The 25,173-nt window shown below is 68.7% G+C and carries 22 protein-coding genes and 2 pseudogenes; 10 read left to right on the top strand and 14 right to left on the bottom strand.

The genetic code is table 11. From position 1 onward, the window contains the following. Positions 1-16: 16 nt before the first annotated feature. Positions 17-505 (top strand): XRE family transcriptional regulator, encoded by a 489-nt coding sequence (locus H7J89_RS13025; protein ID WP_264044269.1) that lies wholly within the window; start codon positions 17-19, stop codon positions 503-505. Here H7J89_RS13025 and H7J89_RS13020 read toward each other — a convergent pair whose 3' ends face one another. Both H7J89_RS13020 and H7J89_RS13015 read right to left on the bottom strand, forming a co-directional pair. Beyond that, complete coding sequence (locus tag H7J89_RS13020; RefSeq protein WP_264044108.1) at positions 506-1,189, bottom strand: hypothetical protein; 684 nt, start codon at positions 1,187-1,189, stop codon at positions 506-508. Beyond that, on the bottom strand, positions 1,186-1,842 hold the full coding sequence (locus H7J89_RS13015) for an Rv1363c family protein (RefSeq protein WP_264044107.1): 657 nt from the start codon (positions 1,840-1,842) through the stop codon (positions 1,186-1,188). The genes H7J89_RS13020 and H7J89_RS13015 overlap by 4 nt, the downstream gene beginning before the upstream one ends. Before the next feature lie 41 nt (positions 1,843-1,883). On the opposite strand from H7J89_RS13015, the gene H7J89_RS13010 reads away from it, so the two are divergent. Beyond that, positions 1,884-3,869 carry a M13 family metallopeptidase gene (locus H7J89_RS13010; RefSeq protein WP_264044106.1) on the top strand — a complete coding sequence of 662 codons (1,986 nt, stop codon included), beginning with the start codon at positions 1,884-1,886 and terminating at the stop codon, positions 3,867-3,869. Here H7J89_RS13010 and H7J89_RS13005 read toward each other — a convergent pair. From H7J89_RS13005 to ricR, 5 genes are all read right to left on the bottom strand, one after another. Then, the gene (locus H7J89_RS13005; RefSeq protein WP_264044105.1) at positions 3,853-6,099 is read right to left on the bottom strand and encodes a molybdopterin-dependent oxidoreductase; all 2,247 of its coding nucleotides are present in this window, start codon (positions 6,097-6,099) and stop codon (positions 3,853-3,855) included. The two genes, H7J89_RS13010 and H7J89_RS13005, sit on opposite strands and share 17 nt — an antisense overlap. Then, positions 6,096-6,677 (bottom strand): TetR/AcrR family transcriptional regulator, encoded by a 582-nt coding sequence (locus tag H7J89_RS13000; protein WP_264044104.1) that lies wholly within the window; start codon positions 6,675-6,677, stop codon positions 6,096-6,098. Before H7J89_RS13000 ends, H7J89_RS13005 begins: the two co-directional genes overlap by 4 nt. Positions 6,678-6,822: 145 nt before the next feature. Further along, positions 6,823-7,851: a L,D-transpeptidase gene (locus tag H7J89_RS12995; protein ID WP_264044103.1), complete on the bottom strand. Its 1,029-nt coding sequence runs from the start codon at positions 7,849-7,851 to the stop codon at positions 6,823-6,825. A 118-nt stretch (positions 7,852-7,969) separates the two neighbouring features. Further along, complete coding sequence (locus H7J89_RS12990) at positions 7,970-9,202, bottom strand: MFS transporter (protein WP_264044268.1); 1,233 nt, start codon at positions 9,200-9,202, stop codon at positions 7,970-7,972. A gap of 134 nt (positions 9,203-9,336) precedes the next feature. Beyond that, complete coding sequence (gene ricR, locus H7J89_RS12985) at positions 9,337-9,627, bottom strand: copper-sensing transcriptional repressor RicR (protein WP_007167284.1); 291 nt, start codon at positions 9,625-9,627, stop codon at positions 9,337-9,339. Between the two features lie 114 nt (positions 9,628-9,741). Here ricR and ilvD point away from each other — a divergent pair, with 114 nt between their 5' ends. Then, positions 9,742-11,457 carry a dihydroxy-acid dehydratase gene (ilvD, locus tag H7J89_RS12980; RefSeq protein ID WP_264044102.1) on the top strand — a complete coding sequence of 572 codons (1,716 nt, stop codon included), beginning with the start codon at positions 9,742-9,744 and terminating at the stop codon, positions 11,455-11,457. Positions 11,458-11,491: 34 nt separating this feature from the next. On the opposite strand, the gene H7J89_RS12975 is transcribed toward ilvD, so the two are convergent. Further along, positions 11,492-11,932: an SPW repeat protein gene (locus H7J89_RS12975; protein ID WP_264044101.1), complete on the bottom strand. Its 441-nt coding sequence runs from the start codon at positions 11,930-11,932 to the stop codon at positions 11,492-11,494. 146 nt (positions 11,933-12,078) lie between these two features. Here H7J89_RS12975 and H7J89_RS12970 point away from each other — a divergent pair, with 146 nt between their 5' ends. Beyond that, positions 12,079-13,062: an NAD(P)H-dependent flavin oxidoreductase gene (locus H7J89_RS12970; RefSeq protein ID WP_264044100.1), complete on the top strand. Its 984-nt coding sequence runs from the start codon at positions 12,079-12,081 to the stop codon at positions 13,060-13,062. A 6-nt stretch (positions 13,063-13,068) separates the two neighbouring features. Here H7J89_RS12970 and H7J89_RS12965 read toward each other — a convergent pair whose 3' ends face one another. Then, positions 13,069-13,725: an O-methyltransferase gene (locus H7J89_RS12965; RefSeq protein WP_264044099.1), complete on the bottom strand. Its 657-nt coding sequence runs from the start codon at positions 13,723-13,725 to the stop codon at positions 13,069-13,071. Between the two features lie 148 nt (positions 13,726-13,873). Here H7J89_RS12965 and mymT point away from each other — a divergent pair, with 148 nt between their 5' ends. Beyond that, positions 13,874-14,029 (top strand): copper-binding metallothionein MymT, encoded by a 156-nt coding sequence (gene mymT / locus H7J89_RS12960; protein WP_082939337.1) that lies wholly within the window; start codon positions 13,874-13,876, stop codon positions 14,027-14,029. A gap of 107 nt (positions 14,030-14,136) precedes the next feature. On the opposite strand, the pseudogene H7J89_RS12955 reads toward mymT, so the two are convergent. The 4 genes and pseudogenes from H7J89_RS12955 to H7J89_RS12940 form a co-directional block, all read right to left on the bottom strand. Further along, positions 14,137-16,213: pseudogene (locus tag H7J89_RS12955) on the bottom strand (glycoside hydrolase family 3 protein). Between the two features lie 50 nt (positions 16,214-16,263). Next, on the bottom strand, positions 16,264-16,776 hold the full coding sequence (locus H7J89_RS12950; RefSeq protein ID WP_264044098.1) for a TIGR04338 family metallohydrolase: 513 nt from the start codon (positions 16,774-16,776) through the stop codon (positions 16,264-16,266). Further along, positions 16,773-17,522: a DUF2786 domain-containing protein gene (locus H7J89_RS12945; protein ID WP_264044097.1), complete on the bottom strand. Its 750-nt coding sequence runs from the start codon at positions 17,520-17,522 to the stop codon at positions 16,773-16,775. Before H7J89_RS12945 ends, H7J89_RS12950 begins: the two co-directional genes overlap by 4 nt. Positions 17,523-17,559: 37 nt before the next feature. After that, positions 17,560-18,354, bottom strand: a complete 795-nt coding sequence (locus H7J89_RS12940) for an alpha/beta hydrolase (RefSeq protein ID WP_264044096.1) — start codon at positions 18,352-18,354, stop codon at positions 17,560-17,562. Here H7J89_RS12940 and H7J89_RS12935 point away from each other — a divergent pair. Next, positions 18,347-19,476: pseudogene (locus tag H7J89_RS12935) on the top strand (sigma-70 family RNA polymerase sigma factor). The gene H7J89_RS12940 and the pseudogene H7J89_RS12935 sit on opposite strands and share 8 nt — an antisense overlap. Next, positions 19,473-20,882 carry an alpha/beta hydrolase domain-containing protein gene (locus H7J89_RS12930; RefSeq protein ID WP_264044095.1) on the top strand — a complete coding sequence of 470 codons (1,410 nt, stop codon included), beginning with the start codon at positions 19,473-19,475 and terminating at the stop codon, positions 20,880-20,882. Before H7J89_RS12935 ends, H7J89_RS12930 begins: the two are co-directional and overlap by 4 nt. Here the strand turns inward: H7J89_RS12930 and H7J89_RS12925 are convergent. Further along, the gene (locus tag H7J89_RS12925) at positions 20,879-22,012 is read right to left on the bottom strand and encodes an NAD(P)H-dependent amine dehydrogenase family protein (protein WP_264044094.1); all 1,134 of its coding nucleotides are present in this window, start codon (positions 22,010-22,012) and stop codon (positions 20,879-20,881) included. The two genes, H7J89_RS12930 and H7J89_RS12925, sit on opposite strands and share 4 nt — an antisense overlap. A gap of 108 nt (positions 22,013-22,120) precedes the next feature. On the opposite strand from H7J89_RS12925, the gene H7J89_RS12920 reads away from it, so the two are divergent. From H7J89_RS12920 to H7J89_RS12910, 3 genes are read left to right on the top strand one after another with little or no spacing between them, the layout of a single operon-like run. Then, entirely contained in the window at positions 22,121-22,945 is an 825-nt protein-coding gene (locus H7J89_RS12920; RefSeq protein WP_264044093.1) for an IclR family transcriptional regulator, read from the top strand. Between the two features lie 25 nt (positions 22,946-22,970). After that, positions 22,971-23,696, top strand: a complete 726-nt coding sequence (locus tag H7J89_RS12915; protein ID WP_264044092.1) for a pirin family protein — start codon at positions 22,971-22,973, stop codon at positions 23,694-23,696. Positions 23,697-23,730: 34 nt separating this feature from the next. Then, entirely contained in the window at positions 23,731-25,113 is a 1,383-nt protein-coding gene (locus H7J89_RS12910; RefSeq protein WP_264044091.1) for a YhgE/Pip domain-containing protein, read from the top strand. Positions 25,114-25,173: the final 60 nt, after the last annotated feature.

Genomic DNA, 25,173 nt, shown 5'->3' with positions numbered 1-25,173 from the left:
GGCCACCGACCCGCACATGCGCGAGGGCGCCCCCGGCGGTGAATCGCGCAGTGGACCTGTTCAAGACCCCGACCAGCCGGTGGAGTTCTGGCCGACGTCCGCCATTCGCGCCGCGCTGCAGGGCGGCGACATCGCCACCTGGAAGCGCATCGCGGCGGCCTTGAAGCGCGATCCGTACGGGCGGACCGCCCGCCAGGTCGAAGAGGTGCTCGAAGGCACCCGCCCCTACGGCATCTCCAAGGCGCTGTGGGAGGTGCTGGAACGCGCCCGCACCCACCTGGAGGCCAACGAACGGGCCGAGGTGGCCCGCCACGTGCGGCTGCTCATCGACCGATCGGGCCTGGCCGAAGGGGAATTCGCCTCCCGCATCGGGGTGACCGCCGAGGAGCTCATCGCCTACCTGGACGGCAGCACCAGCCCGTCGGCCGCGCTGATGATCCGGATGCGCCGACTGTCGGATCGGTTCGTCAAGGTGAAGTCGACGCGCTCGGCCGACTCCAACTGATCACCTGATCGGCAGCACGTCCGATACCAGCCACGCGTCGCCGTGCTTGGTCAGCGCCACCCGCAGCGCTGGCGCCGACCGGCTGGTGGGCTGGCCCGGTGCGTTCTGGGTGACCCGCAGGATCACCGCCACACTGGCCGCCGACGGACCGAGGGCCTCGACCCCGGCAGCCAGCGTCGCGGCCTGAGCGGTGACGTTGTGCTGGGCCAGCTCGGCGCTGGTCTTCGTGTACTGCTCTTTGAACGCGGCGGCGTGGTCGGGGACGATCAGCGCCGTGGCGCGGTCGATGGAGCTGTCCGGGGCGCCCGGGGTGAACGACGCCATCGCCTCCGCCATGCCCGTGGCGACCCGAACCACGTCGCGGGAGTCGTCCTTGAACTCGCGGTCCGAGCGCGTCCAGTGCGTGTATCCGGTGACCACCGCGGCCACCAGCGCGGCCGTGCAAAGCAAGACCACGGCCAATCGCAGGCCCGGCGCGTCGTCATCGGTACCGACGCTGACCGAGTCACGGCGCAGCAGCCAGAAATTGACCCCGACGCCCTCGACGATCAACAGCACCAGCACCGAGCACGCCGAAACCCACCACAGCGGCCAGCCCAGAATCAGGCCGATCGCCAACAGCCCCGCGATCGCGGCCACCGGGGCCAGGATGTCGAACGCGAGCAGGCGCCACAAATTTCTCATCGGATGGATTCCAGTCCCGAGATCATCAGCTTGCCGTCCACGCTGACGACGTCGAGCCGCAGGTTCCAGTGCACCGTCTGCGGTTTGGCGCCGGCGTTCTCGCTGACCGACGTCGCGACCAGCATGACCGAATCCAGGCGGCTCGCGAAGGGCGGCAACTTCGTGGTGACCACGGGTCGGGAAACGCCGGGCTGGGTGTCCAGGTCGTGGCGCACGGTCTCGACCGCAACCGCGTCGATGCGCCCGGCGCTCTTGGACTGCAGCTTCTCCACCACCTGCCGGTAGGGCTGCATGGCGGCGTCGAAGTCGGTGTTGAGTTCGCCGACCGTCCCGTCGTGCAGCCGTTGCAGGCTGGAGTCGACGTTGCCGCTGTTCATGTTGATCAGCACGCCCGTCCAGTCTGCGGCGGTTTGCATGACGCGGGTGAGGTAGCGGCGTTCGGCCGTGTCGTCGCGATGCCCGGACCAGAGGAAGAACCCGAACACGATCGCGGCCACCGACAGCACGCCGAGGACGGCCGACGCGATGCCGTACGGGGAGAACATCGGGCCGTCGGCGACCTCGGATTCGTCGTCAAGGGCTTCGCCGGGTTCGGCGAGTTCTGCCTCTTCCGTTTCCTGGGTTGCTGGCTCGGTGCGCTCGCCGTCGGACATGGCCCGATCGTCGCACCCGACAAAGATGGAAGGATGGCGGGGTGACTGTAGAGGCCATTCGCTCGGGGATCGACCTGAGCCATGTCGACGCCAACACCCGCCCCCAAGACGACCTGTTCGGTCACGTCAACGGCCGCTGGCTGGCCGAATACGAGATCCCGGCGGACCGGGCGACCGACGGTGCGTTCCGCCACCTTTACGACCGCGCCGAAGAACAGGTGCGCGACCTGATCATCGAGGCCAGCGAGACCGGCGCGCCCCCGGGCACCGATCAGCAACGCATCGGCGACCTCTACGCCAGCTTCCTCGACGAGGAGACCGTCGGGCGCCGCGGCCTGCAACCACTGCTCGACGAGCTGGCCACCATCGACGACGCCGCGGACCCGGACGCGTTGGCCGCGGCGGTGGGTGCGCTGCAGCGCACGGGAGTGGGCGGCGGCGTCGCGCTGTATATCGATACCGACGCCAAGAACTCGGCCCGGTACCTGGTGCACGTCACCCAGTCCGGCATCGGATTGCCCGACGAGTCCTACTTCCGCGAGGAGCGGCACGCCGAGGTGCTGGCGGCTTACCCCGGTCACATCGCGCGGATGTTCGGCCTGGTGTACGGCGGGACCCCGGACGCGCACGCCGACACCGCGGCCCGCATCGTGGCGCTGGAGGGCAAGCTGGCCGCCGCGCACTGGGATGTGGTCAAGCGGCGGGACGCCGAGCTCAGCTACAACCTGCGCACCTTCGCCGATCTGCAGACCGAAGGGAAGGGCTTCGACTGGACCGGCTGGGTGAGCGCGCTGGGCGCGACACCGCAGTATTTCGCGGAAACCATTGTGCGGCAACCCGATTACCTCACCGCCTTCGCCGCCCTGTGGTCCGGGGCCGACCTGGCGGACTGGAAGGATTGGGCCCGTTGGCGGGTGATCCGCGCCCGCGCGTCCTGGCTGACCGACGAGCTGGTCGCCGCGGATTTCGACTTCTACGGCCGCCTGCTCACCGGGGCCGAGCAGATCCGGGAACGCTGGAAGCGGGCGGTGTCGCTGGTGGAGAGCCTGATGGGCGATGCCGTCGGAAAGCTCTACGTGCAACGGTATTTCCCGCCCGACGCCAAGGTCCGCATCGACGCGCTGGTGGAGAACTTGAAGGCGGCCTATCGGCTGTCCATCAACGAGCTGGACTGGATGACGCCGCAAACCCGGGAGCGTGCGCTGGCCAAGCTGGACAAGTTCGTCGCCAAGGTCGGCTACCCGGCGAAGTGGCGGGACTACTCCAAGGTCGTGATCGACCGCACCGACCTCTACGGCAACTTCCAGCGCGGATACGCGGTCAACCACGACCGCGAACTGGCCAAGCTGGGCGGCCCGGTCGACAAAGACGAGTGGTTCATGACGCCTCAGACGGTCAACGCCTATTACAACCCGGGGATGAACGAAATCGTCTTCCCGGCAGCCATTTTGCAGCCACCGTTCTTCGACGCCGAGGCCGACGACGCCGCCAATTACGGCGGGATCGGCTCGGTGATCGGGCACGAGATCGGACACGGCTTCGACGACCAGGGCGCCAAGTACGACGGCGACGGCAACCTGGTGGACTGGTGGACCGACGCCGACCGCGCCGAATTCGGCGCCCGCACCAAAGCGCTGATCGAGCAGTACGAGGCGTACACGCCGCGCGGGCTGGACGCCGGCCACCACGTGAACGGCGCGTTCACCGTCGGCGAGAACATCGGCGACCTGGGCGGGTTGTCGATCGCTCTGCTGGCCTACCAGCTGTCGCTGAACGGCCGGCCCGCCCCGGTCATCGACGGTCTCACCGGCGTGCAACGGGTGTTTTACGGCTGGGCCCAGGTCTGGCGCACCAAATCCCGTCAGGCGGAAGCGATCCGGCGGTTGGCAACCGATCCGCACTCGCCACCGGAGTTCCGCTGCAACGGCGTCATCCGCAACATGGACGCGTTCTACGACGCCTTCGAGGTCTCCGAGGACGACGCCTTGTTCCTCGACCCGCAGCGCCGGGTCAGGATCTGGAACTGACGGGCACTCCCGCCGGTTCGATCCGGGCGGGCACGTGCTTGTGCCATGGAGTGCCGGCGTAGGGGTCGCGCCATTGGGTCGAGGTGAGCGCGTTCGGGGCGACCCCCGGGATCAAGGTATGCCCGTCGCCGTCGACGTAGTCGAGCCCAAACCCGTTGGGCAGGGCCGCATGTCCGGCCAGCATGGTCTCGGTGATCTCGACGGTGGCCTCGGCGCTGCCGGCCGCGGTGCTGACGCGGGCACGGCATCCGTCCACGAGCCCGAGTGCCAGGGCGTCCTCGACGCTGACGCGCAACGCCCCGTCCGCATCGCGTTTGCGCCAGGAGGGGTCGCGAAAGATGTCGTTGGCGGTGTAGGCGCGGCGCTCGCCCACCGACAGCACGATCGGGAAATCCGGTGAGGTCAGCCGCGGCGGTGCTGCGGTCAGCGCCCGCAAATCGTCAAGCATCGCAGGGACTTCCAGCGCGATCTTGTGGTCGGCGTGACTGATCAGGGCGAAGTCGTCCTCGTAGTTGTGGACGGTGAACGTCACCCCGGACGGGGTGTCGAGGATCGCGTCGAACAACGCGTTGCCGTCGGCGTGACCCGCGCGGCGCACCGCCTCGGGATAGGTCAGCGCGGCCTTCTGGGCGAGCCCCCACAGCGCGGCCGCGCCGCGCAGACCGTCCGGCAGCGTCGGCCCGAGCGTCTCGTAGAGGACGTAGGGAAGCAGCTTGGCGACGGTCGGGTTGGTTGCGGTCGCGGTGAGGAAGGCTTCGGTGTAGGCCTGTCGCCCGCGCCGGGCGGCTTCGGACAGTGGCCGCAGATCCGCGTCGTCGACCACACCCAGGGCGCGCACCAGCCGCGCCCAGATCTCCGGCTCTGGCAGCGTCCCCGGCAACGGTTCGAGCAACGGACGGCGCAGCTGAAAAGCGTTGTGCGGGAACTCCAGATTGAAGAACGTGGCTTCCGGCTTCTCGAACTGGGATGCCGCGGGCAGCACGTAGTGCGCGAGCCGGGCGGTCTCGGTCATCGCGACGTCGATGACGACCATCAGTTCCAGCGCCTGAAAGGCCTCCCGGCACGCGGCCGAGTTGGCCAGCGAATGCGCGGGATTGCTGCTCTCCACGATCATGGCCCGGAACCGGTCCGGGTGATCGGTCAGGATCTCTTCGGGAACGACGTTGCTGGGCACCAACCCGGAGATGATGGGGGCACCGGTCACCGGCGTGCGCCCGGAGAACTGACCGAACAGCGGACCGAACGCCGAATGTAAATGCTGGCCACCCTTTTTCGCGAAATTGCCGGTGAATATCCACAGCAGCTTGTTCAGGTACGAGCAGAGCGTGCTGTTGGGCGCCTGCTGCACACCGAGATCCTCGAACACCGAGACGCTGGCCGCCGCGCCGATGCGCCGCGCCGCCGCGCGCAACAACTCCTCGTCCACGCCGCACCGTTGTGCGTACTCGGCCACCGGAACCTTGCGCAGCTCGGCGCGGACGGCGTCGTCGCCGCGCACGTGTTCGGCCAGAAACTTTTCGTCACAGAGGTTTTCCTGGACGAGGACGGCCGCCAGCGCGGCCAGGCACCACGCATCGGTGCCGGGTTGCACCCGGAGATGGAAGTCGGCCATCTTGGCGGTGTCGGTGACGACCGGATCGATGACGATCATCGACCGCTTCGGGTCCTTGGCGATCTCGTTGAGCACCACCCGGGCGCGGGGAAAGCTCTGTGACATCCACGGGTTCTTCCCGATGAATACCGACACTTCGGCGTGCTCGAATTCGCCTCGCGTGTGACCGCCGTACAGCTGACCGTCGATCCAGGCTTCACCGGTCTTCTCCTGCGCCAAGGCATTCGACCGGTAGCGCGAACCGAGGGCTTTGAGGAACGCGCCGCTGTAGGCCCCGCCCAGGTGATTGCCCTGCCCGCCGCCGCCGTAGTAGAAGATCTTGTCCCCGCCGTAGGCGTCGCGGATGCGCTTGAAACCCTCGGCGATCTCGACAATCGCGGTGTCCCAGTCGATCTCCTCGAAGGAGCCGTCGGCGCGCCGGCGCAGCGGAGAGGTCAATCGGGCGCCGCTGTTCTGATAGTGGTCCAGCCGCAAGGCCTTGTTGCAGGTGTAACCCTGCGACGCCGGGTGAGCCTTGTCGCCCCTGATGCGGGCCAGCCGGCGATCTTCGACCTGGACGACGATGCCGCAGTTGCACTCGCACAGGATGCACGCCGTGGACTTCCATTCACCGGTCATCGCGGGACGTCCTTTCTGTTCGCCTCGGCCGACAGCAGTTCGCGTAGCTGGCGGTGCACGACGTCGAGGGGGGTGAGGTCGCGGCGCACCCGGGCCAACACGATCGCGCCCTCCAGCGCGGTGGTGGCCAGGATGGCCAGGTCGCCGGCCCGTGCGCGCGGTATCCCGTCGGCGATGAAGCGCTGCGCGATCAGGTCGGTCCAGCGGCCGAACGCCGACGCCGCTCGATCGACGACGGGCGCCATGCGCTCTTCCTCGCCGGCCTCCACGGAAACCGCGACCACGGGGCAGCCTGCGCGGAAGTCGCTGTCGAGCAGTTGGCGGCGATACTTCTCGATCAGGGTGTCCATCAGCTCAGGCCCGTTCTCGGCGCCGGCGATGATCGCGGCGACGTGCTCACCGGCGTAATCCACGGCCTCGCAGAGCAGTTGGGTCCGCCCGCCCGGGAAGTAGTGATATGCCGATCCGCGCGGTGCGCCGCTGTGCTCGAGGACGTCCGAGATCGCGGTGGCGTGCGCCCCCCGCTCCCTGATCAACAGCGCGGCGGAGATCACCATCCGCTCGCGTGGACTGCGCATCGCCGCTCCTTCGGGCCTGCTTATGTATGATGCTATACATAATCGCCAGCCCGGCGAAAGCCCCAGACGGTCGCATTGCCGAACAGACGCAAAATCGCCCAATTCCGCGTCGGAATGGGCGATTTTGCGTCTGCTGGGCTGAAGGCTAGTTGATCCAGTCGGCCGAGCCGTCGTTCTTCTTGTAGTTTCCGCCGCTGGAGTTCTTCACGATGATGGGATCGCCCGGGCCGAAGTTGTCGAAGAACCACTTGGCGTTGGTGGGGCTGATGTTGATGCAGCCGTGGCTGACGTCGCGCTTGCCCTGATCGTCCACCGACCACGGCGCGCTGTGCACGTAGTCGCCGACGTTGTCGAAGCGGACCGCGTCCTCCACCGTCACCTTGTAGCCGTAGGTCGAGTTGACCGGAACCCCGTAGGTCGAGGAGTCCATCACCACCGACGCCTTCTTGTCCTGCACGTAGTAGGTGCCGTTGGGGGTCTGGTGATTGCCGGACGTCATGCCCATCGACATCGGGAAGGTCTTCTCCACGGTGCCGTTGCGCGTGATGGTCAGCTGGTGGGTGGCGTCGTCGGCCGTGGCGATCAGCGTGTCGCCGGTCTGGAAGTTGGTCACGGTGCCGCCGGCGTCGACGGTCACCGCGGTGTGCGTTGGCCAGAAGCTCAGCGGGCGCCAGCGCAGCTGGGTCGGGGTCATCCAGTAGAACTTGCCCGACACCGGCGGCACGGACGAGACGTGCACGGCGTTGATGGCCGCGCCCGCGTCCTCAACCGGTCCGGGGAAGTTGATGATGATCGGCTGGGCCACACCCACCGTCGAGCCGGTTTTCGGGACGAACGAGGGCGGCCCGAACGGCGGCGTGCCGGTGAACGGGGTGGGATTCTGCCCGTCGGCCGAGGCCGCGGCCGGTTGCGCCGCCGGGGGCATCCACGGCGGTGGCGGCGCGGCCGGTGGCGGCGGTGGCGCCGGCGCGTCGGGGGGAGGCGGCGGCGCGAACGGGTCGGGCGGCGGCGCGGGCGGGCCGGGCGGGGCCGCCACAACGCCCGGATCGCCGGGGGCCGGGTCCGGATCCGCCAGCGCCGGAGCGGCGCTCAAGACCAGTGCCAAACCCATGACTGAAGCCAATCCGGCTGCGTTCAGGGTGGCCCAAAGCCTCCCTCGCGTCCAGCCCGACATATGCATTCCTCCACGCTCGAGTTCCTGACACAGTGTGGCATAGGGCGCACTCCAGCTAACGTATTCCGGGGTGCCGGGCGCCCCGTTCTTGCCGCATTTGCGCCGTTGAGCTGGCCAGCTATGAATCGCGTGAGCTTGTCGGCGCAACGTCGAGCGCCTGGCGGTTGGCCGCCGCACCGACCAGCGCGGCAGCCATCAAACCGGCCGAGGCGGCCAGCATCAGGACAACGCTGCGCTCGTACAGCAAGCCGCCCGCCAGCGCGCCCGCCATGATGCCCACCTGGAACGCCGTCACGTACAGCCCCGACGCCCCGTCTGGATCGTCGGCCCCACTGCGCATCGCCGCGGACTGCATCATCGGCGATACGGCGGTCGCCATCGCCCCCCAGAGCACGATCGCCGCCGTTCCGATCAGCGCTGCCGCCGCGGCGGGCCGGCCGCCCAGCGCCAGCGCGGTCAGCACGACGAGCGCGGCCGTCAGGCCGGCCATGCAACCGATGATCGCCCCTTTGGGCCGGCGGTCGAGCGGCCGCGCCACCATGCCCACGGCGACCACCCCGGCGGCGCCATAGGCGGCCAGCACCCACGCGAGGTTCGGCCCGCGCACACCGACGACTTCGCGGATGATCTCCACGATGTAGGTGTACGCGACGAAATGCCCGGTCACGCCGATCATGGTGATGACGCTGACGATGATCAGCCGACGGTTGCGGTGGTGGCGGGCCCGGGGGCCCACGCACTTGAGCTGGTCCGCGGTGAGCACCATCTCTGGCAACATCACCCGGGCGGCCACCGTGACGATGGCGGCGGCCACGGTCACGCACACCACCGCCAGGCGCCAGCCCCACATCAGACTCATCGCCGCGGTCAGCGGACTGCCGACGACGAGCGCGAGGCTGGTCCCGATGTAGATCGACATCGTCGCGCGGCCGGCGTGACTGGGCGGCACCAGCCGGGTCGCGATCGGCGCAATGACCGACCAGAGCAGGCCATGGGTGAGCGCGCAGAGCACGCGACCGGCGGCCAGCACCGCGAAGGTGGGTGCCAGCGCGGAGATCACCTGGGAGACGGTGAGGCAGGTCAGGCTGAGCAGCAACACCCGGCGGCGCGGCATGTGCGCGGTCCAGCGCACCAGCGGGATCGTCGTCAGGGCCGCCACCAGGGCGTACCACGACAGCAGGGTGCCCACCAGCACCAGGCTGACGTGCAGGTTGCGGGCGATGGCCGGCAGCGCGCCGACGGGCAGGATCTCGGCGGTGACATAGATGAAGGCCGCCGCGGCCAGCACAACGAGCTGGGCGGCGATCCGTGGGGTCCACGTTCGCGCGGCAGCATTGGGTTCGGCAGTCATGGCGTCGGTATCGGCCGGGCTACCCAGGTCCTGGGTTGTCGCGCCTAATGCGATCACACTGCCTTACCGTACGGACCGCAACTACGGCTCCCCCCTTGTCAGGGCCGGAGCTCGGGTCTCAACTCGATCACCAATCAGGAACGAACCAGACGCGCGATGGCGGCGGAGGCCTCGGCGAGCTTTTGATCGGCATCGTCGCCGCCTTCGGCCACGGCCCGGGTGACGCAGTGGTTGAGGTGCTCGTCAAGCAGGTTCAGCGCGACGGAGCGCAGCGCGCTGTTCACGGCGCTGATCTGGGTGAGGACGTCGATGCAGTACTTGTCTTCCTCGATCATCCGGGCGATGCCTCGCACCTGACCCTCGATGCGCCGCAGCCGCTTGGCGTAGTTGTCCTTCTGCTGCGAATATCCGTGCGCGTTCGTCATCGCCTGCCTCACCTCTGTCACTACGCGCCCGTCCGGCGCCACGAAACCACTTTATACCCCGCCCGGGTATGACCCGCGGATTTGCCGTCCGGCCAGTTCACGCATACTTGCAGGATGGCCACAACACGCGATGCGACTGGAGTCACCGACATCAAACCGCGCAGTCGTGACGTAACCGACGGCCTGGAGAAGGCCGCCGCCCGCGGCATGCTGCGGGCGGTCGGCATGGGTGACGAGGACTTCGCCAAGCCGCAGATCGGGGTGGCGTCGTCGTGGAACGAGATCACACCGTGCAACCTCTCGCTGGACCGCCTCGCCAAGGCGGTCAAGGAGGGCGTGTTCGCGGCCGGCGGCTACCCGCTCGAGTTCGGGACGATCTCGGTTTCCGACGGGATCTCGATGGGCCACGAGGGGATGCACTTCTCGCTGGTGTCGCGCGAGGTGATCGCCGACAGCGTCGAGACCGTGATGCAGGCCGAGCGCCTCGACGGGTCGGTGCTCCTGGCCGGCTGCGACAAGTCGCTGCCCGGGATGCTGATGGCCGCCGCGCGCCTGGATCTGGCGGCGGTCTTCCTGTACGCGGGCTCCATCCTGCCCGGACGGGCCAAGCTGTCCGACGGCACCGAACGCGAGGTCACCATCATCGACGCGTTCGAGGCCGTGGGCGCGTGCGCCCGCGGCTTGATGTCCCGGGAGGACGTCGACGCCATCGAGCGCGCGATCTGTCCCAGCGAGGGCGCGTGCGGCGGCATGTACACCGCCAACACGATGGCCAGCGCCGCGGAGGCCCTCGGCATGTCGTTGCCCGGCAGCGCGGCGCCGCCGGCCACCGATTACCGCCGCGACGGGTTCGCCCGCCGCACCGGCCAGGCCGTCGTGGAGTTGCTGCGCCGCGGCATCACCGCCCGCGACATCCTGACCAAAGAGGCGTTCGAAAACGCCATCGCGGTGGTGATGGCGTTCGGCGGGTCGACCAACGCCGTGCTGCACCTGCTGGCGATCGCGCACGAGGCCGACGTCGAGCTGTCGCTCGACGACTTCAGCCGCATCGGTTCGAAGGTGCCGCACCTGGCCGACGTCAAACCGTTCGGCCGCCACGTCATGTCGCACGTCGACCAGATCGGCGGCGTGCCGGTGGCGATGAAAGCGCTGCTGGATGCTGGTCTGCTGCACGGTGATTGCCTGACGGTGACGGGTGGGACCGTCGCCGAGAACCTGGCCGCGATCGACCCGCCCGACCCGGACGGCAAGGTGCTGCGGGCCCTGGACAATCCCATCCACCCGACCGGCGGCATCACGATCCTGCGCGGATCGCTGGCGCCCGAGGGCGCGGTGGTCAAGTCGGCCGGTTTCGACTCACAGGTGTTCGAGGGCACGGCAAGGGTTTTCGACGGCGAGCGCGCCGCGCTGGACGCCCTCGAGGACGGGACGATCACCAAGGGCGACGCCGTGGTGATCCGCTACGAGGGCCCCAAGGGCGGGCCCGGGATGCGGGAAATGCTCGCGATCACCGGCGCGATCAAGGGTGCCGGACTGGGTAAGGACGTATTGCTGCTGACCGACGGCCGCTTCTCCGGCGGCACGACCGGCCTGTGCGTGGGCCATATCGCACCCGAGGCGGTCGACGCCGGGCCGATCGCCTTTTTGCGCGATGGCGACCCGATCCGCCTGGACGTCGCCAACCGGGTCCTCGACGTCCTGGTCGATCCGGCCGAATTCGATTCCCGGCGAGAGGGTTTCGCTCCCCCCCCGCCGCGCTACCAGACCGGCGTACTGGCCAAGTACGTCAAGCTGGTGAGCTCGGCGGCGATCGGCGCGGTCTGCGGCTAGATCCGATCGTCGCTTCGCTCAACGGGTTTGGAAACTATGCGTGGGTGGCCGCCTCGCGCGTACGCCTGCCGAAGTACGTGGCGTTGAGGCCCAACAGCGTCAGCAGCGCACCGGCGATGATGTTCGACCACATCATGCCGGCCGTCAGCACGACGCCCGGCAGAATCCACAGCGAGACGATGGCCCACGCACCGAGCACCGGCATCGTCCAGGTCATGCCGTGGGCGCGGTCGAGCGCCGTCGCGAACCCGTACGCCAAGAACGCCGCCGCGATTCCGGCAACCAGGTTCGACGTGGCGAGCGACCCCGTCGCGCTGAAACCCACCATCCACGGTGACGCGGCCACATACAGGCCGGTCAGCAACGCCAGCCCGAAGGTGACGTGCGCACTCATCGACTCGGCGACGCGGTCATAGCTCGCGCGCAGAGCCAACAAATCCGGGTGGTAATCGATTGATGAATGGACTGTACTCATTTTGTGACCTTTCTGTTATGCAGCAAGCCTTTTGGGCCGACTGCACCCATCCATCTGCCGTCAAGATTACGCTCGATCGCGGCGCGCCAGCAACGAAATCAAGCCCGCCAGAATCCGGGTTGACCTGGCGCGTAGCGTCGTAACACATGGACATCGCGGACCGGCTGCGCCTGGACGTTCCGGTCGCGCAGGCGGGCATGGGCGGTGGCCTGGCGGGCGGGGCGCTGGCGGCCGCGGTCGCCCAAGCGGGCGGCCTCGGCACCCTGGGCCTGGCCACCCCGCGCCAGCTCCGGGCGGCCATCGATGAGGTGCGCGAGCGGGCGCCGGGCCGCGCTGTCGCGGTGAACTTGTTGATGCCCTTTGCGCATCGCTCGCACGTCGCGGCCTGCGTCGACGCCGGGGTTGACGTCGTCGTGCTGGCGTTCGGCGAAAAGCGGGGACTCGTGCAGCACCTTCGCGATGCCGGCATCTTCGTCTTCGTGATGGTCGGTACCGCGGCACAGGCCGGCGCCGCTATCGGTTGGGGCGCCGACGGTTTGATCGCGCAGGGCCGCGAGGCCGGTGGCCACCTCGTCGGCACCATGCCGGCACTGCAGTTCCTGCCGCAGGCGCTGGCCGCGGCCGGCGCTCGCCCGGTGTTTCTCGCCGGCGGTATCGCCACCGGCGAGGACACCCGGGCCGCCCTGTCGGCGGGAGCCAGCGGCGTCGTCGCCGGAACGCGATTCCTGATGACGCACGAGGCCAACGCCAACCGGGAGTATCAGCGGCGAGTAGCCCAGGCGGACAAGACGATCGAAACCAACTTGTTCGGCCTGAGCTGGCCGCTGCGGCATCGCGTCGTACCCAACGCCGCAACGCGGCGCTGGTGCCGCGACGACGGCTGGGCAAAAGCTTTGCCGGCGTCCATCAACGCGGCGAGCCGCTCGATGGCCGCGTTGGGCTACTTCGACGCCGGCGCACTGATGCGCCTGCAGTCGGCGGGCCGCCCGCTGTTCACGCCGCTCGCGCCGCTCGCCACGATGCCCGATGTCTGGGTGGACCGTGCGGCGCTGTATGCCGGTGAAACCGCGCTGCGCATCGGCGAACTCACCTCCGCCGCCCAGGCCGTTGCCGAGCTCAGCCCGCGCTGATCGCCGCTACCGCACCAACGCGAGCGCAAAGCCATCCCAGCACTTGGCTCCCACTGTTTGGATCACCGCCGTGTCGAGTCGCGGGTGCCTACCCATCAGCTCCAACGTCTCGCGCACGGCCCGCGCCTGGGCGTTGTCCTGCGGGTCCAGGACCTGTCCTTCTCGAATGACGTTGTCCGCCAAGATGAGTGCGCCGGGACGGGCCAGCCGGATCGCCCACTGAAGGTACGCGACGTAGTTCTCTTTGTCGGCGTCGATGAACACCAGGTCGAATGGGCCGCCGTTCAATGTCGGCAGCGTGTCCAGCGCGGCGCCCACGATCACCTCCACCCGGTCGGCGAGACCCGCCCGCTCCAGGTTGGCCCGCGCGACCTCGGCGCGTCTGGGCTCGTATTCCAGCGTCATCACCCGGCCCTGCGGGCCGGCGCCACGGGCCAGCCAGATGGTGCTGAAGCCGCCCAGCGTGCCGATCTCGAGGATGCGGTGCGCCTGGATGGCCCCGGCCAACAGGCTCAGAAACTTGCCCTGCTGGGCCGACACGGCGATCTGCGGTAACCCGGCGGCGTCGCTGGCCTGCAGCGCCGCGCTCAGCGCCGGATCGTCACCGATCACGGTGTCGTTCAGAAAAGCGTCGACGTCTTGGGGGGTCGGTTTCTGCGTCATGCGATCAACGCTAGCCGCGCTAGGCCGCCCCAGCGGCGACGGTCCGATCGGTATCGGACGGGTCACGGCCATTTACGGCATACCCGTAGGGGGTATATAGTGACGATGTGGTCGATCACAGCCGTAAGAGTCCACGACAAAGGAATGGATGAGTGAAATGGCAAATTACGAAGCAGGCACCGAACTGACCTGTGGTCACGAGGGCTGCGGGTGTCGCGTTCGCATCGAGGTTCCCTGCCACTGCTCAGGTTCGGGTGAGCCGTACCGATGCACCTGCGGCGACGAGCTGACACCGGTCAAGTAGTCCGCTGAGGCCCGCGTCGAGTGGGCGTCCAGGGCGGCGACACGCCGGGGAAACCAACCCCGAGTGCACAGTCAACGCCGTGAACGCACACTCGATGCGGCCGGGGATCAGCGCCCGAACGTACGACCGGCGAGCTCTAACGTCGCAGTCAGCCGCGGCGCGACCGCCGACGCGCTGACCGCGACCCGATAACGGCCCGCCCTGATGCGCCAGCTTCCCACGCTGCCGTCGTAGCGGGCGAGCAGGCGCGGGTCCGCCTCGATGGTGACGCGGCGGGTGGCGCCCGGCTCGAGCTCGACCCGTTCGAATCCCAGCAACCGCAGGCATTCTCGGTCCGGGGCGGCGGTCAGGTACAGCTGCGGGACGTCGGCCCCGGCGCGGTCGCCGACGTTGACGACGCTGAAACTGGCGGTCACCGTGTCCCCTCCGGTGACCGCCAGATCGCGGTAGGCAAAGTCGGTGTACGACAACCCATGACCGAAGGCGAACATCGGGGCCTCGCCGGTGGTGGCGAACCAGCGGTAGCCGACATCGGATCCCTCGGCGTACTCGATCGTGCTCGGCGCCCCCCATGGCAGGCCGAGGCCGGGCAACTCCGGGCGCGGCGTCTGACGCAGGTCGACCGGAAAGGTGATCGGCAGCCGACCCGATGGATTAACCTGGCCGGCAAGGACTTCCGCGATGGCCCGCCCGCCTGACTGCCCCGGATACCAGGCCTGCACGATGGCCTGGACCGAGCCTCGCCAGGGCATGCTCGCCGGGTTGCCGGTTTCGAGCACCACGACGGTGTTGGGGTTGGCGGCCGCCACGGCGGAGATCAACTCGTCCTGCCCCCAGGGCAGCGACAGGTCGGCGATGTCGAAGCCCTCCCCTTCGGCGCGGATCGCGAACACGATGACGATGTCGGCGCGGCGTGCCGCCAACACCGCCTCGCCGGGACTGACGCCGGGGTCGAATTCGATTTGGGCGCCGGGGAATTGCTTTCGCAGCTCGTCGAGCGGGCTGGACGGCAGCAGGTGCAGCTTGCGCAGCCCGGCCTCCAGCCCCGAGCCGCCGATCGGGATGGCGGCCGCGTAGCCGCCCGGCGGCACGACGGCGCTCGACCCGTAGCCGGCCGGCACCCCGGCATGCGCATATCCGCCGATGACGGCGATCCGGTCGGTCGACTCCGGCGCCAGGGGCAGCAGCCCGCGGTTGGTCAACAGCACGATTCCCTGCCGGGCGATCCGCAATGCGATCTCGTTGTGCGCGGCCATGTCCGGCGCGGGCGCGGCTTCGGCCCGGTCGACGCCGACCGCGAACATCGACCGCAGGATCCGCCGGACCATGTCCGTGAGGCGTTCGCGGCTCAGCCGGCCGTCGGCATGGGCGGCCCGCAGCGGCTCACCGAATGTCTCCGACCGCCACAGCAGCGCGTCGATCTGCGCCCCGCACTCTTGGTCCAGCCCGGCCAGCGCGCACTCCCAGGACGGCGTGGCCCCCCAGTCGGACATGACCCAGCCCCGGTATCCCCAGGCGCCTTTCAGCACCCCGTTGATCAGGACGTCGTTGGCGGCGGCGTAGGTCCCGTTGACCTTGTTGTAGGCGGCCATCACGGCACCGGGCCGCGCGCGCTCGATGGCGATCTCGAAGGCCAGCAGGTCGGATTCGCGATGCGCGTCGGGGTCGATAACCGCGTCCAAGAAGTGCCGATTGGTCTCGTTGCAGTTCAACGAGAAGTGCTTGACCGTCGAGATCACACGTTGCTGCTGGATGCCGTCGATCGACTCCGCGGCGATAGTCGCGGTCAAAAGCGGGTCCTCGGAGAGGTATTCGAAGTTGCGTCCGTTGCGCGGGTCGCGCGCGAGGTTCATGGCGCCGGCGAGCTGCACGTTGAACCCGCGGCTGCGGGCCTCCCGGCCGATCACCTCGCCCGCGGCCCGGGCGAGTGCCGGGTCGAAGCCGGCGGCCAGCGCGAGCCCGGCGGGCAGCGCGGTGGCCGTGTCGCCCGGGCGATAGCCGGGGTTGGTCACGCCCAGCCCGGCATCGCTCATCAGCAACGCCGGCACGCCCAGCCGCGGAACGCCGGGGACGTAGGCGGCGCTCATCGGGACGCCCGGTGGGATGCGCTCGTCGCGCACCGGCCACATTTCACCGGCGCCCATACACCCCGACCAGCAGCGCGAATCGCTCGTCGTCGGTCATCCGGGCTTCGACCTCGCGTGCCCGGGCGTCGGCGTCGCCGCCGAACGAGCTCACCGCACACCCTCTTTCGCGTACACGACGCGCAGCACGTGCCCGAGTTCGGGGCCCATCACCAGCTCCGCGAGCTCGCAGAACGTCGCGACGAACTCCGGGCCATGTGGGGGTTCGGCCTGGCACAGGTGGTGCACGACTTCGTGGAGCACCACCAGCTCGCGCAACGCCCAGTCGGCGGTGTCGCGGTCGGGGACCGCGATAATGCCTGCGCCATCACGAAATTCGTAGTGGGCCGCGGTGGCGGCCCGTCGCGGCCGCACCCGCAACGGCGGGACGGAGGGCCACCGCCGGCGCACCGCCGGTAACGCAAGCACCTGGTCAACATAGCGCTGGGCGGCGGAGACCGAGCCGAATCGTCCCTCCGGCGGCAGCGTGAGCTGCGCGCCGAAGAAGTCCACGGCGCGCGACCCGTGTTCGGCGGCACGATCGAACAGCGTCCGGACGAACTCCTCGGCCGCGTACACCTTGGCTCGCTGGGAGTCCCGCTTCGCGGACCGCCCCGGGCTCACCGGCCCAGCGGGGTACGGGCACCGGGCAGTTCGGGGCTGTTGCCCAGCCGCGCCCGCCGACCGGCGCGGTCGCCGGCGCGCCGCGCCGCCGAGGAATAGCCGGCCGTAGCCCGACTCACCTGATAGGTGCCGCGCGCCTTCGAGGCGCTCCGGTAGTAGTCATGCAGCTCGACATCCTTGTCCCGCAACGCAATAGCGGTTCCCGGCGGGCGCCTGCGGTCCTTGGTGGCCTCGCGCCGGGCCTCGTCGCGCGCCTCCGCCAGGCGCTGGCCCACCCGCGCACCGAAGGCCAGCTGGAAGTTCAGCCGCGCGGTGATGGTCGGCGTGGGCCGGTGCGCACCCGACGCGAGGTAGGCGTCCGACGCCCGCACCATCTGGACGACCAGGCTGGCGTACAACGCATGCGTAGCGTCGATGTCCTCGGCGAACCCGTAGGCGTAAACGAACGTCGAATTCGACGCCACATCGCAGCGCACGTCGTTGGCCAAGGCGATCAACACGAACAGCTGCACATACGTCCGCAGCCCCTTGGTGCCCGCGTTTCCGATGGTGATGGTGCGCTGGATCGGTGCCTGCGCCGGCGAGCGGTTGGCGGCGTGCGAGCGCGCCACCGCCAAGTCGATCGAGGCCGCCGTCGCCAACCGCTGCGCGGCGCTCATGAAGGCGTCCGCCTCGTGCGTGTTGTCGGTGCCTTCGGCCTGACGCAACAGTGCGGCGATGCGGGCCAGCATTTTGTCGTCGGTCATATGCGCCAAACTACGGGAGCGATCCGACACTTTCGGCTCAGAGCCGGGCGGTAATCCACGAGACGACGTCGCCAAGCACCTGGTCGCGCTCCGGCTCGTTGAAGACCTCGTGGTAAAGACCCGGGTAGACCTTCAATTGGACGTCGGTGGAGCCCACGCACTCGACCAGGCGCCGGCTGCCGGCGACGGGGATCAGACGGTCGTCGGAGCCGTGCACCACCAGCAGCGGCGCCGTCAGCGCCGGTGCGCGCTCCGGCATCGTCTCGCCGACCTGCAGCAGGGCCCGACCGATGCCGGCCGGGACCTTGCCGTGGTACACCAGCGGATCGTTCTTGTAGGCCTCCACCACCGCGGGGTCCCGGGAGATGGCGTCGACGTCGAGCTCCTGCACCGGCAGGCCGGGCATCAGGGCGCCTAGCACGCGGGCGGCCAGCACCATCAGCGGCGACACCTGATCCTGCGCCGCAACGGCCGGCCCCGACAGCACCATCAGGTCGTAGTTGTCGGGGCGTTCCACGCCGTAGGCGAACACGATGGCGCCACCCATGCTGTGCCCGAGCACGATGCACTTGAGGCCGGGATGCTCGCGGGTGGCGATCCGGACCAGGCTGTCGAAGTCCGCGGTGTACTCGGAGATGTCGCGCACCAGCACCCGCTTGCCGCCCGAGCGACCGTGCCCGCGGTGGTCCAGCGCGTACGTGACCAGGCCCGCCGCACCGAAACGCTGCGCGACATGGTCGTACCGGCGGGCATATTCGCCGAGACCATGCGACAGGACGACCACCGCGCGTGCCGGGGTGTCGGGTGTCCAGACGTCGTAAACGATGCGCACGCCACCGAATCCGTCGAAGTTCCGTTCGGCTCGGTTCACTGCACGGTCCTAGTCATTACGGGCAGCGTAATGGCTCCCGGTGCAGGTCGCCCCGCCAGACACTGTCGTAGGCTCATGCACGTGGGGCTGCTTGCGCAAAACACCGCGAACTCCGACCTCGACCCGGCGGTCGGCGGCGATTTCTCGGCGCATGCCGAGCCGTACCGCCGTGAGCTGCTCGCCCACTGCTACCGAATGACAGGGTCGTTGCACGACGCAGAGGATCTTGTTCAGGAAACGTTGCTGCGGGCGTGGAAGGCCTACGACCGCTTCGAGGGCAAGTCCTCCCTGCGGACGTGGCTGCATCGCATCGCCACCAACACCTGCCTGAGCGCCCTGGAAGGTCGGCAACGCCGACCGCTGCCGACCGGCCTGGGCGGACCCAGCTCCGACCCGACCGCCGAGCTGCAGGAGCGCCGCGAGGTGCCCTGGCTCGAGCCACTCCCGGACCTGACGAACGACCCGGCCGACCCGTCGGTCATTGTCGGGTCACGCGAGTCGGTCCGGCTGGCGTTTGTCGCCGCGCTGCAACATCTTTCACCACGGCAGCGGGCGGTGCTGCTGCTGCGTGACGTGCTGCAGTGGAAGTCCGCCGAGGTCGCCGCGGCGATCGGCACGACCACGACCGCCGTCAACAGCCTGCTGCAGCGGGCCCGATCCCAGCTGGACGCCGTCGGGCCCAGCGCCGGTGACCGGTTGGCGACACCGGATTCGGCCGAGACCCAGGACCTGCTCGACCGCTACATCGCCGCCTTCGAGACCTACGACATCGACCGCCTGGTGGAGCTGTTCACCGCCGAGGCGATCTGGGAGATGCCGCCCTACACCGGCTGGTATCAGGGTGCGCGGGACATCGTCACCCTCATCCATCAGCAATGCCCCGCCGAGGCCCCCGGCGACATGCGCCTCGTGCCGCTGCTCGCCAACGGTCAACCCGGCGCCGCGATGTACATGCGCGCCGGGGAGCGGCACGTCCCCTTCCAGTTGCACGTGCTAGACGTGCGCGGCGGCCGGGTGTCACATGTGGTCGCGTTCCTCGACGAGAAGTTGTTTGCGAAGTTCGGGCTGCCCGATTCGCTATGACCGACCCGCCCGGCATCACACCCGCACCCGGGCGTCCCCTGCTGCTGTTGGGCGCTTTCGACCTCGCCGACGTGGGCTACCGCGCCGAGGAGTTCTTCGTCTCGGGGACGGCCACGTCCTACGCCCCGGCGGCGGCGCTGGAGCCCGACGGGCGGTGGAGCGTAACACCCTCCGCGACAGCGGATTACACCACCCGCATGGTGGTGCTGACACCCGCGGATCCGGCGCTGTTCAACGGGACGGTGCTGGTCGAATGGCTCAACGTCAGCGGAGGCCTCGACGCCCCTGCGGTGTGGATGATGGCGCACCGGGAGATCGTTCGCGCGGGTTACGCATACGTCGCCGTCTCGGCCCAGCGGGTCGGGATCGACGGTGGCGCGAGTCTGCTCGGGGTCGACATGTCGCTGAAAAGCCAGGACCCGACGCGCTATGCGTCGCTGCACCATCCGGGCGACGCCTTCTCCTACGACATCTTTTCTCAAGTCGGCGGGCTCATCAAAAGCCCCCGCGCCACAGCGGTTTTGGGTGACCTGCGGGCCCGATACGTCATTGCGTTGGGCGAGTCACAGTCGGCGATGTTCCTCACCACCTACGTCAACGCGGTCGACCCGCTGGCCGCGACATACGACGGCTTCTTCGTCCATTCGAGGTTCGGCCCCGCCGCGCCGCTCGACGGAAGCTCCATCTTCGACGAAACCGGCGCACCCCAGGCCGTCGCGTTCCGCCCGGACCTGCGGGTGCCGTTGCTGACGATCATCACCGAGACCGATCTCTTCGGTGGCGCACGGGAGGGCTACTACTTCGCCAGGCAACCCGACAACCAGCGGCTGCGGGTCTGGGAGATTCCCGGCGCCGCGCACGCCGACAACTACACCATCCAGGTGGCACCGATCGACAGCGGCTCGGCACCGCTCGCGCACCTCGTCGCCGCCTACGCTCCGACCAACGTGCTCTTGGGACAACGTTTTTCGCATAACATCAACTTCGCCCCGCAGCACCACTACGTGGTACAGGCGGCGCTCGCCGCGCTGAACACCTGGGTGGGCACCAGTGCGCCGGCGCCCAGCGCCCCGCCCATGCAGGTGCGCGATGCCTATGGACCGCAACCCGTTCCGGACGCCAACGGATTGGCGCAGGGCGGCGTCAGAACGCCGTGGGTGGACGTGCCGGTCGCGCGAACCTGCGGACTCGGCGGCGACGAGGGCGTCATGGCCGGGCTCTTCGGCTCCGGCGAACTCTTCGACGCCGAAACGTTGCGCCGGCTCTACCCCGGGGGAATGACGCAGTACCTGGAACGCTTCACCGCCGCCCTCGATGCGTCGATCGGCAGCGGGTTCATCCTCGCGGCGGACCGGGCCGAGATCCTCGAGCTCGCCGCCGCCACCTATCCCGGCGACCGGCCCTAGAACAGGCGGCTGTCCGGCGACGGTCCCGCCACCTGGCGGACCAGGCCGGCCCCGGTGATCAGCGGTAGGTCCAGCGCCGAAAGCAGCCCGGGTGGGGCCGCGCACACCGCGGGGATGGCGTTGACCATCCGCGAGGCGCCGGCGATGCGCGCTCCCAGGTCATGGTCGTGGTCTTCGGCCATCTCGAATTCGCACCGCATGCTTGGGGATCCCTCGATCTCCACCCGATACAGCCCGCGCCCGGAGGCGCCCCCATAGCCGAGGTCCTTCGGCGGGATCGAGATGTTCGGCTGCGGCCAGCCCGGCGCGACGTCGTCGCGCATCCGGGTCACGTGGTCGAGGATGAAAGTTGGCTTGCCCCCGACGTACCCGGTCAAGGTGGAGCGCATGGCCGCGATGGTCCCCGCGGCGATGCGGCCGGTGAGCGTGTCGAAGGACTCCGTGGCGGGAATGCGTTCGTTGCTTTCCTCGATGTTGTCGATCTTGACTCCCAGGCCGGCGGCGAGCTGGTGCAGGACGGGCCCCCAGCCGAAGGCGAACATCCCGGGCTGGGCCGCGAACGCCTGGTACTCCGGCGGCTTGCCGAACCCGAGGATCTCGTATACCGCCGCCCGGTCCGGATACGTGGCGTAGTTGAACATCTCCGTCACGCGCACCGAATCGATCGATCGCGAGACCCCGGTAAGCACCAGCGGCAGAACGTCATTGGCGAACCCGGAGTCGATGCCGGTGGTGAAGAACGACGCACCGCCGTCGCGCGCGGCCTGCCGCAGCGGGTCGGTGAAAGCGGCGTCAACCCCGTCGGGAAAAACCAGCGGCACCACCGAACAGAACACCACGTCCTTGCCGGCCCGCAGGATCGAGACCATGTCCCCGACGGCCTCCAGCGGTCGCAGGTTGGCGCCGGCGGCGTACACCACCGCGTCGGCCTCGCCGGCGAGCAGCTGCGCCGGGTCCTGGGTGGCCACCACCCCAACCGGCGCGGTCCCGCACAGCTCGCCCGCGTCGCGGCCCGCCTTGGCATCGCTGTGCACGACGAGATCGACCAGCTGCAATTCCGGGTGGTCGATCACGCCGCGTAGCGCGATCACCCCCATGGAACCCGGCCCCCACACTCCCACCTTGATCACGGCGGATTGTCTCCTAATATTAGGATGGTTATTGTTGTATTTTGGACGGATCGTAGGGAGGTGCGCATCGGTACGTCAACCGCCAAATCGCCGCCCACCGGCCGTGTGATGGATGTGCTTGCCGCGCTTGCGGATTCCCAGCGGGGGCTGACGTCGGCTGAACTGGCGAAGCGTTGCGCGATCAGCACCTCCACCTGCGCCCTGGTGCTGGCCGAGCTGGAGGGGCGAGCCTGGGTGGCCCGTCGCGAAGATCGCCGGTACGTGCTCGGCAGCGGCCTGTTCGGGCTGGTGCACGGGCTGCGTGCGCAGTTCCCATTGCTGGACCGCGGCCGCGAGGCGCTGCAATTCCTGCATGAGACGCTCCGCGCCGGCTGCTCGATGTCGAGAATCGGCGGCCGCCACCTGACCACCGTCGACGCGGTCGGCCATGGTACCGACGGCGGGCAGGCCGTCGGCCAGCGCTTCCCCATCGACCCGCCGTTCGGCCTGGTCGCTATGGCCTGGCGCGAAGAACACCTGGTCAACGCCTGGCTGCAAAGAGTGCTGCCGCGGCTGACCCGCGCGGAAATCGCGGAGCACCAGCGGGTGCTCGCCGCCATCCGCGCCCGTGGCTACGGCGCATGGCGCTTCGACGACACCCATCAGTCGCTGCACAACCGGCTGGCGGACGTGCTCGCGTCCCTGGAGCCGACGGCCCAGGTCACCCGCCAGCTCACCACCCTGATGACCATGGTGACGCTGCAATCCATCACCGATACCCTCGAAATCGATTTGGCGGCAGCCGAATTCGTGGTCCTGCCGATCTTCGGGCCGGACGCCCAGCCCGAGTACCAGATCGAGATCCACCTCGGCCGCTCCGCCACGCTGACCCTGCCCGAGCTCGACGCCGCCCTCCGGCATGCCCAGGGGCTGCTCACCGCGACGGTGGCCTGACCGGCCCGCCGAATAGGCTGACGACATGGCAGCCCACCCGGAAGTTCGTCGCGCGGACGCGCGGGCCGTCACCACCACGCCCTGGCTGACCTCCCGGCACTCGTTCTCGTTCGGCGACCACTACGACCCGAACAACACCCACCACGGACTACTCCTGGTGAACAACGACGACATCGTCGCGCCCGGAACCGGATTCGACACGCATCCGCACCGAGACATGGAGATCGTGACCTGGGTATTGCAGGGTCAACTGGCACATCAGGACTCCATCGGCAACCGCGGCGTCATCTATCCGGGCCTGGCCCAGCGCATGTCGGCGGGCAGCGGAATCCTGCATTCGGAGAAGAACGATTCGTCCACGGAGCCAGTGCATTTCGTGCAGATGTGGGTGGTGCCCGACGCGGCCGGCATCGCCCCGGGCTATCAACAGCACGAGATCGACGCGAAGCTGTTGGACGGCGCCCTCGTGACGATCGCGTCCGGCATCCCCGGGCAAGACGGTGCGATCGCCCTGCACAACCGCAATGCCGCGCTGCACGCCGCGCGGTTGCGGACCGGCGACCGGGTAAGCCTCCCCACGGCGCCCTACCTGCACCTGTTCACGGCCCGGGGCGCGGTCAACTGCGAAGGCGTGGGTGACCTGCAGGAGGGTGACGCCGTTCGGTTCACCGACGGCGCCGGCCGGCGAGTGACGGCGAACGAGCCGTCGGAACTACTGGTCTGGGAGATGCACGCGAAGCTCGGCGACTGAGCCCATAGAGTGGGCGTGACAGACAGGAGCCGGCATGTCTCAATCGCGACCGCAACACGCGGCGCCGAACCCGAACCGGAACATCAAGGCGGTCCGAACCGTACGGTTCTGGGCGGCGCCGCTCGTCATCACGCTGGCCCTGATGTCGGCGTTGTGCGCGCTGTACCTGGGCGGCATCTTGAACCCGATGACCAACCTGCGGCACTTCCCCATCGCCGTGGTGAACGAGGATGCCGGGCCGGGGGGCGCGGAGTTGACCGGCCGCTTGGTAAACGGGCTGGACAAGAACAAGTTCGACGTCCGCGTTCTCACCCGTGACGCGGCCAGGCATCAACTGGAGACGGGTCACGTCTACGGTTCGGTGCTGATACCGCCGAGCTTCTCGTCGAAGCTTCGGGACCTGGGGACGAGCGCGTTGCTGCCCGGTCCTGCGGAACGGCCCGTGATCACGATCTCGACCAATCCGCGGGCCGGCACGCTCGGCGCCGGCATCGCCGGCCAGACCCTGAACATGGCGATGGGCGTGGCGAATGGTGAAGTGGGCGAAAGACTTCTGGCTCAGGTCAAGGCGCAGACGGGCGGCGCCCCGCTCGCCGGGGCCGCCGTAGAGGGCCTTTCGGCTCCGATCGAGATCGAGTCGACTGTGTACAACCCGCTGCCCAACGGCACCGGCAACGGGCTGTCGGCCTTCTATTACGCGCTCTTGCTGCTGCTCGCGGGGTTCACCGGCAGCATCGTGGTCAGCACGCTGGTCGATGCGTTACTCGGTTACGTACCGGCCGAATTCGGCCCGGTGTATCGCTTCGCCGAGCAGGTCAGAATTTCGCGCTTCCAGACCCTGCTGCTCAAGTGGGCCATCATGGTGCTGCTGGGCCTGCTCACCTCGGCCGTTTACGTGGCCATCGCCCACGGGCTTGGCATGCCCATCGACCTCGGCTGGCAACTCTGGGCGTACGGGGTGTTCGCGATCGCCGCGGTGGGCATCACCTCCAGCTCGCTGCTCTCGGTGCTGGGCACGGGTGGCCTGCTGGTCAGCATGCTCATCTTCGTGATCCTCGGGTTACCGTCGGCCGGCGCCACGGTCCCGCTGGAGGCGACGCCGCCCTTCTTCCGCTGGCTGGCCGAATTCGAGCCCATGCATCAGGTTTTCCTGGGCGCTCGGTCGCTGCTGTACTTCAAGGGCCATGCGGATACCGGGATATCGCAGGCGCTGATCATGACCTCGATCGGCCTGGTGATCGGCCTGTTGCTCGGCGGCGTCATCACCCACCTGTATGACCGCAAGGGGTACCACCGGATCCCCGGGGCGGTCGAGACGGCCATCGCCATGGAGCACCAGGCCCAACACCAGGCGCGCCAGGGCAAGAAGGAGCGGACGATCGCCACTGAGCCCGAAAGCTCAAGCGAGGAAACGTAATTCGAACGCCGCCCAAGCGTCATCCGCCCGTTATTTAGATTGACAGTGTTACGGATGTGG

Source organism: Mycobacterium paraffinicum, from assembly GCF_025822865.1.
Taxonomy (GTDB): domain Bacteria; phylum Actinomycetota; class Actinomycetes; order Mycobacteriales; family Mycobacteriaceae; genus Mycobacterium; species Mycobacterium paraffinicum.
Note: the sequence above shows the minus strand (reverse complement) of the source record. Positions and strands in the feature narration are given on the sequence as shown.

Excerpts from the sequence above, each read along its gene's own strand:
- H7J89_RS13025 (WP_264044269.1), top strand. The coding sequence starts at position 17 with ATGCGCGAGGGCGCCCCCGGCGGTGAATCGCGCAGTGGACCTGTTCAA.
- H7J89_RS13020 (WP_264044108.1), bottom strand. The coding sequence starts at position 1,189 with ATGAGAAATTTGTGGCGCCTGCTCGCGTTCGACATCCTGGCCCCGGTG.
- H7J89_RS13015 (WP_264044107.1), bottom strand. The coding sequence starts at position 1,842 with ATGTCCGACGGCGAGCGCACCGAGCCAGCAACCCAGGAAACGGAAGAG.
- H7J89_RS13005 (WP_264044105.1), bottom strand. The coding sequence starts at position 6,099 with ATGACCGGTGAATGGAAGTCCACGGCGTGCATCCTGTGCGAGTGCAAC.
- H7J89_RS13000 (WP_264044104.1), bottom strand. The coding sequence starts at position 6,677 with ATGCGCAGTCCACGCGAGCGGATGGTGATCTCCGCCGCGCTGTTGATC.
- H7J89_RS12995 (WP_264044103.1), bottom strand. The coding sequence starts at position 7,851 with ATGTCGGGCTGGACGCGAGGGAGGCTTTGGGCCACCCTGAACGCAGCC.
- H7J89_RS12990 (WP_264044268.1), bottom strand. The coding sequence starts at position 9,202 with ATGACTGCCGAACCCAATGCTGCCGCGCGAACGTGGACCCCACGGATC.
- ricR (WP_007167284.1), bottom strand. The coding sequence starts at position 9,627 with ATGACGAACGCGCACGGATATTCGCAGCAGAAGGACAACTACGCCAAG.
- ilvD (WP_264044102.1), top strand. The coding sequence starts at position 9,742 with ATGGCCACAACACGCGATGCGACTGGAGTCACCGACATCAAACCGCGC.
- H7J89_RS12975 (WP_264044101.1), bottom strand. The coding sequence starts at position 11,932 with ATGAGTACAGTCCATTCATCAATCGATTACCACCCGGATTTGTTGGCT.
- H7J89_RS12970 (WP_264044100.1), top strand. The coding sequence starts at position 12,079 with ATGGACATCGCGGACCGGCTGCGCCTGGACGTTCCGGTCGCGCAGGCG.
- H7J89_RS12965 (WP_264044099.1), bottom strand. The coding sequence starts at position 13,725 with ATGACGCAGAAACCGACCCCCCAAGACGTCGACGCTTTTCTGAACGAC.
- mymT (WP_082939337.1), top strand. The coding sequence starts at position 13,874 with ATGAGTGAAATGGCAAATTACGAAGCAGGCACCGAACTGACCTGTGGT.
- H7J89_RS12945 (WP_264044097.1), bottom strand. The coding sequence starts at position 17,522 with ATGACCGACGACAAAATGCTGGCCCGCATCGCCGCACTGTTGCGTCAG.
- H7J89_RS12930 (WP_264044095.1), top strand. The coding sequence starts at position 19,473 with ATGACCGACCCGCCCGGCATCACACCCGCACCCGGGCGTCCCCTGCTG.
- H7J89_RS12920 (WP_264044093.1), top strand. The coding sequence starts at position 22,121 with ATGGATGTGCTTGCCGCGCTTGCGGATTCCCAGCGGGGGCTGACGTCG.
- H7J89_RS12915 (WP_264044092.1), top strand. The coding sequence starts at position 22,971 with ATGGCAGCCCACCCGGAAGTTCGTCGCGCGGACGCGCGGGCCGTCACC.
- H7J89_RS12910 (WP_264044091.1), top strand. The coding sequence starts at position 23,731 with ATGTCTCAATCGCGACCGCAACACGCGGCGCCGAACCCGAACCGGAAC.